The 4997-nt window shown below is 53.7% G+C and carries 4 protein-coding genes; 1 reads left to right on the top strand and 3 read right to left on the bottom strand.

Annotated features, from left to right (window positions below):
• Positions 1-440: 440 nt before the first annotated feature.
• From PAT3040_RS22345 to PAT3040_RS22335, 3 genes are all read right to left on the bottom strand, one after another.
• Positions 441-1670, bottom strand: a complete 1230-nt coding sequence (locus tag PAT3040_RS22345) for a response regulator (RefSeq protein ID WP_108994443.1) — start codon at positions 1668-1670, stop codon at positions 441-443.
• Positions 1667-3412, bottom strand: coding sequence for a sensor histidine kinase (locus PAT3040_RS22340; protein ID WP_108994442.1), 1746 nt, complete (start codon positions 3410-3412; stop codon positions 1667-1669). Before PAT3040_RS22340 ends, PAT3040_RS22345 begins: the two co-directional genes overlap by 4 nt.
• A gap of 114 nt (positions 3413-3526) precedes the next feature.
• A complete protein-coding gene (locus PAT3040_RS22335; protein ID WP_108994441.1) occupies positions 3527-4414 on the bottom strand; it encodes an AraC family transcriptional regulator in 888 nt (295 codons plus the stop codon).
• Between the two features lie 137 nt (positions 4415-4551).
• On the opposite strand from PAT3040_RS22335, the gene PAT3040_RS38925 reads away from it, so the two are divergent.
• A partial coding sequence (locus PAT3040_RS38925) for a glycoside hydrolase family 78 protein (protein ID WP_444980823.1) occupies positions 4552-4997 on the top strand: 446 nt, incomplete at its 3' end.

Raw genomic sequence — 4997 nt, 5'->3', positions numbered from 1 at the left:
GGGGGGCGCGGCGCGTTTCGTTGCGAGAAATATGGAGAAAGTATGGCAGCTCCGGCCTGCCGAGCGGGGGACGAACGGACTCGTATAGCGGGAAAAATCCGAGTAATATGCGACGTTGGCTGGAGAACGCCGCCCTGCAACCCGATTTTTCGGGTTGCAGCTCCAAAAGTAACTCCGCAACGGGGACAAGTGTGTATGAAAAACCGAGTACAATGCGACGTCAGTGGGGGTGCGAGGGCTAATGTGTACGAAAAACCGAGTACAATACTTCGTCAAAAAACCGCCGCCTCCGCAAACGACATCCCAATCGCTAACGCTCAAGCGGTTGAGATGCCCTTTTGGGGAGGTTGGCGGTTGAGATGCCCTTTTGAAGAGGGTGACGGTGCAATAGGTTATGAGGTCGGCGGTTAGAGTTTGGCGATTCCATGGCGTGATAGCCGTTATTCGTTGCCCGGCATACTTTGAAACTGCCGGTAGTCTTTGGGCGTAAAGCCGGTCATGCGTTTGAACAGATTGGAGAAATGTCCGAAATTTTGATAACCGACCCGCTCCGCCACCTCGTACAGCTTTAAATCGGGAGCGAGCAGCAATTCCTTGGCGCGGGCAACTCTTATTGCGACCAGTTGATCGGTAAAGGAGGTGCCGAGCTCCGAACGCAGCAGCGCGCCCAGATAGTTTGGACTCAAGTAAACGGCGTCGGCTACTGACCGCAGACTTAGATTGTTCATGTAGTTGACGTTCATGTAATCGATCGCGCGCTGGACGATGCCTTGGGCATGGCTGCGTTTGCGATCGCCGATCAGCTGCTCCCAGTTATACAGCGGCCCTTTCACCCCGAGCTTTCGCTGATTTACAGCGCTTACTGCGTTGCGGTAACTGTTTGCCAGTTCGGACGGCGAAGCAGCGTCCCCGCCGATGCCGATGGCAATGCCTGGCACTCCGGCTTCCATCAGCGACTCCGCAAACCGCTCCAAGGCGTTCCCGAACCATCCGTCCCTCGTCCCTGCGCGCACGATAAAAGCCATTTGCTGCCTTGCAGTCGTCACATGAGCTTCCACCTGTCCGTCAAATGCCATTTGTGCGCAATCGCCCATTACCTTCGCCCACTCCGCATCATCCTCGGAGCAAACCGCAACGATGACCGCGCGGGGGGCTGCATCCGCAAACAAACCATACTGCATCGCTTGCGTTTCCAGCGTATGGTCCTCGACCTCGTTCAGCAAGCCGTGCAACAAATCGTCCAAGAAGCTTGCGCGCTCCTTGTACGCGTACCCCTGCAGCTTCGCCTGCAACTGCCGCTCCTGTTCCAGCCCGTCGGCAATTTGAAGCAGCACCTGCTCCAGCCGCGCAAAATCGATCGGCTTGACGAGGAAGGCCTCGACACCGATATCAAGCGCCGTCTTCGCATATTCGAACTGTTCGTAGCCGGTCACCATGACCACCTTCAGCTTCGGATTCCTGTGCCTCATGTCCGCCGCCAGCTCCAGACCGCTGCTGCCCATCAGCCGAATATCGGTGATTAGCACATCCGGCGTTTCGAATTGCTTCAGCGCCTGATCCGCGTCCTCCGCTTCGCCAATGACGTTCATCCTCAGCTCCTGCCATCCCACATGTTTGATAATCGATTGCCGTTGGCGAATCTCATCGTCCACAACTAACACCTTGATCATGTCGTCGCCCCCTCTGGTTGAATGTTCGGCTGCGGTATTCTCAAACTTACGACCGTTCCTTGTTCAGGCACGCTTGCGACCGTCATTTCGAAGCCGGCACCGTAGAAGCGAGTGAGCCGCTCCCGGACGTTGTACAACCCGAATCCTCCTCCGCTCTCTTGCATCGGCGGGTTCATCAAATCTTGGAGCTGAGCCTCATTCATCCCTTTGCCGTCGTCTTCGATGCGAATAAACAGGAAACGCTCCGCAAGTTTTGCGGATATCGTTATTGCCCCTCTGCCCCCACGATGAGTAAAGGCGTGCATTAGTGCATTTTCTACAATGGGCTGCAATGTAATTTTTACGATCTCGCAGAGAAGCGTCGCCTCGTCAATAACGTAACGAACCGTCACCTTGCCCGGATAACGCCACTCATGGATGTCGAGGTAAGCCTGAATATGCTCCAGTTCCTCGCGAAGCAGGAGCACATCGCGTCCCTGATTAAGCGCCAGCCGGAAAAACTTGGCAAGCGCGTCCACCGTTCCGCTGATCTCCGCCGATCCAACATCCATGGCCATGCTTTTAACCAGAGCTAACGTATTATACAAGAAATGGGGATTGATCTGCGCTTGCAAAAGCCGCAGCTTCTCCGTCTCGGCGGCGCTTCTGGCCGCAGCGTTTTCCAGCATTGACGTTTCCAGTTGCCGGGACATCTGGTTAAACGTCTCCTCGACATCGCCCAATTCATCCTTCCCATTGATTCTGACCGTCAGGCCAAGCGTTCCTTCCCTTACTTTGCGCATGCTGCGAATCAGCACATTAAGACGGTTCGTAATTCGTTTTCCGAAGCTGATCAAAACAACGAGCGTCAACACAACGAACAGGATGCTTGCGGCTATCGCGGCTTGCCTGACGAGCTGCAGTCTCTCCCATAACGCCTCCTGGCTGACAATCGTTATGATTTTCCATCCAAGCGATGTCGTTTGATAGACGATCAGATGGTTTTTGCCGTCAATGCGCTCGGTATAGGAGCCGGATTTACTGCTGTAAGAATCGTTTAAATACGTTAAATCGGCTATGGAATCCCCGATTTTGAGCCCTCTGTAGTCAATCAGCGCCTTGCCGTTTTGATCCGCGATGACGATCCAGCTATCTTCGAATTCCAGCGGATTGGCGAGATTTTCGAACAGCGCCTGTGTTGTCACTTCATAATCGATAATGCCGTAATCATCGTTACTCATGTAATCGACAAGCCACTTGCCGATATGAAAGGCCGGTTGGGGATTGTCCGCATCAAAGTACCAGTAGAAGGGCTGACGGGATTCGGACATTGCCGCAGTCCAGGGAAGGCGCTCGGCCCTCTCCATGTCAAAAACGGCGCCGCCATCCTCGCGAAGCGTCGGGTTGCTTTTGTAGAAACGAATCGTTTTGATGGGGAAATAGGAGCGGACGCGGCTGATCGAAGCGTTAATCTGCTGCAAGGCAAGCACTTCGTCCTGCAGCTCCGAATACGTCTGCGTCAGGGAAGCCGAGAGTCTTGGATCCACAGCCATCTGCATCAGCATATTCTGATAACCCGTCACCCGATATTGTACGTTCTCGTGCAATTGATCCACTACTTTACCTAACATGTCCCTCGTTTCGCGCTGCGCAAGCGGCAGCGTAATGGAGAACAAACTAATGCCTACCACGAGCACGGGAACGATTAGAAACACGATTAGTACAATAATCAATTTTTGCAGCAATCTGATCTGAGACCACATCTACGATCACCCTACCCCTGCCTTCAATCGGTTAAGCGAATTGTAAACGCTCGCAGAATCGTCGTCAAGACATCCGGCGAGCCGGGGCTTCGCGCAGGACCGCATTAAACTCGGCTACGGATAAAGGTTATTAAGGGGTTGAATCAAAACGGATTGCCGGTACTGGTGCGGCGACGTGCCTGTTTTCTTTTTGAACAAACGGTGGAAAAATTTCATATCTCTGTAGCCGGATAAATAAGCGATTTCCTGCACCTGGAACTCCGTATGCCGGAGCAGCTCGCAACTCTTTTCGATGCGCAAATTCTGAATGTATTCGACGATCGTTTGCCCCGTGGCACGTTTAAACAGTCGTTGCAAGTAGGGAATGCTAAGCGATACAAGACCGGCGAGCGTTCGCAACGTGATCGGCTCTTGGTAATGTACCGCGATATGTTCGAATACGGGCGACAGCTGGCGCAAGGATAGTGACTCCTCGCCGCCCTTATCGTTGCGGTGCATCGAGATCAGCAGTTGCATCAGCAGACTAAGCAGCGCCGCCTCCGTTCCTGGAAGACGCAAGACATGTTCTCGATACAGGTTTTGCATTAGCGTGCGATATTCGTCATTGCGATCGGAGAACGAGGCATAACCTCTCTCCCCCCCTGTCGTCTGTGAGAAGACTTCATCCTGTGCAGGAAATGCGATTCGCAAGCGCTCGATCAATTCAGGCGCGAATAGGCAATTGTATACGATAAGCTCGTTGCCGTTCCGTTCGGTGAGCGGGCGATACACATGGGCGGTCCCCGTCGGAATAATAAACAGATCGCCCCGCTTCACTTCCAGGCTATCTTCGGCAATATAGTGCATGCCCCGTCCTTCGGCGACAAAATTGATCTCGACAAAGTCGTGGCAATGGAGCGGCAAGGAAAAAGCTTCCTTCTCCCGATTGACATGCAGCGGGAACTGATCCTCATTCCAGTAAATGTTTCCCTGCAAGACAGGGTGAGATCGAGGCTCTTTCATTTTGAACACTCCCCAGAGAAGGTATTGTAGTATGTAATCCACCTATAAATATAGCATATCAGCCCCTGTCGCGGATCACCTCTCTGGGCTACGATAGCAGAAACGACACTTGATGCAATCGCAAAGGAGAGAGTGGCATGGCGCTCATACATCACCTGCACGTCGACGGACAAGATTCCCCAACAGGTATAGACGTGACCGATCTTCAAATATCCTGGCAACTGGATTACGCGCGAGGGGAGGCGCAGCCCGTTGCAGCCCAGCTCCTCTTAGCTACGCGGCGAGAACTGCTTTCCCCCGGCCAAACCGATGTCTGGGACAGCGGCATGATGACCGGACGGCTGACAACAGATTGCCGATATGGCGGGCCAGAGCTGCAAGACTGCACCCGTTATTGGTGGAAGGTGCTCGCCAGAGACGTGAAAGGGGATGTCATCGCATCGGAACCCGCCACTTTCCTGACTGGTCTGAACGATGCGGAAGCTTGGCGCGCACAGTGGATCTGGAAACCGGGCGAATTGCAAATCAACGATTTTGCCTATTTCCGCAAAGATATCGAGCTGCGAGGGCCGATCCGCCAGGC

The sequence above is a fragment of the Paenibacillus agaridevorans genome (assembly GCF_003112455.1).
Lineage (GTDB): Bacteria > Bacillota > Bacilli > Paenibacillales > Paenibacillaceae > Pristimantibacillus > Pristimantibacillus agaridevorans.
The sequence above is the reverse complement of the archived record's forward strand: the minus strand, read 5'-3'. Positions and strand labels throughout refer to the sequence as shown.

Excerpts from the sequence above, each read along its gene's own strand:
- PAT3040_RS22345 (WP_108994443.1), bottom strand. The coding sequence starts at position 1,670 with ATGATCAAGGTGTTAGTTGTGGACGATGAGATTCGCCAACGGCAATCG.
- PAT3040_RS22340 (WP_108994442.1), bottom strand. The coding sequence starts at position 3,412 with ATGTGGTCTCAGATCAGATTGCTGCAAAAATTGATTATTGTACTAATC.
- PAT3040_RS22335 (WP_108994441.1), bottom strand. The coding sequence starts at position 4,414 with ATGAAAGAGCCTCGATCTCACCCTGTCTTGCAGGGAAACATTTACTGG.